The 935-nt window shown below is 75.5% G+C and carries 1 protein-coding gene; it reads right to left on the bottom strand.

Annotated features, from left to right (window positions below):
- Positions 1-102: 102 nt before the first annotated feature.
- On the bottom strand, positions 103-935 hold an 833-nt coding region (locus HUW36_RS33535), incomplete at its 5' end, for an alpha/beta hydrolase family protein (RefSeq protein WP_174531663.1).

The raw sequence follows: 935 nt of genomic DNA, 5'->3' as shown, positions 1-935 counted from the left end.
GGCTGCCGGCGCTGGTCGGCGCGGTGCTGCTGGCCTGGCCGATCGCCACCACGCTGCCGCTGGCCTGAGCCGGGGCGGGACCGCCCGCCCCGGCCCGGTCGCTCAGCGCACGCCCTCGAAGATCACCTGCGGGTCGGTGCGGGCCGGGGTGCCCCAGACCGCCTCGTCGTAGGCCGTGTCGCCGGCCAGGTGGCGCAGGAACCACTCGGTGAGCAGCCGTCGGGTCAGCTGGAGCTGGACCGTCCGGCTGATCGAGCCGCTGTCGCAGAAGAGCGAGCCGCTGTCCATGAAGCCGCAGTGCGAGCCGCCCCTGACGGTCCGCAGCTGCTTGGCCGGCGGCTTGGCGGTGTAGATCGGGCGCTGGTGGTCGGCCGGTGGCGCGATGCCGTCGCGTTCGCCGGCGATCAGCTGCACGGGGACGGTGACGCCGGCCGCGGCCGACACGGCGGAGGGGTTGGTCTCGGCGGCGGCCAGGTTCGCCACCGTCACCACGCGCGGGTTGCGGGCGGCGGCCAGGATGCTCGCCCCGCCGCCCATGGAGTGCCCGGACAGGCCCAGCCGGTCGACGGCGACGTGCCCGGCGAACCGGGAACCGGCCGTGGTGTCCTGGGTCACGGTCCAGGTCAGGGCCGCGTTCAGGTCGTCGGCGAAGGCGCTGTGGTTGGGCGACAGGCCGCCCTGCGAGGTCGGGGCGACGACGATGAACCCCCAGGTCGACAGGTGGGACAGCGTCGAGGAGTACTTCGACACCGACTGGAGGAAGCCGTGGCCGAAGGCGATCGCCGGGAACCGGCCGGCGGCGACCGGCTGGCCCTTGCCGGCGGCGGTGGCCGGGTAGGTGATCCGCGCCGAGAAGGAACGGCCGGCCGCGCTGACGGTGGCGTCGACGTAGCCGGCCGCGTACGGGCCGGGCGCGGACGGGTCGGCCGACGCCG

It is taken from the genome of Micromonospora maritima (assembly GCF_902825405.1).
In the GTDB taxonomy this organism is placed as follows: Bacteria; Actinomycetota; Actinomycetes; order Mycobacteriales; family Micromonosporaceae; genus Micromonospora; species Micromonospora maritima.
This window is presented reverse-complemented; position numbering and strand designations above follow the sequence as displayed.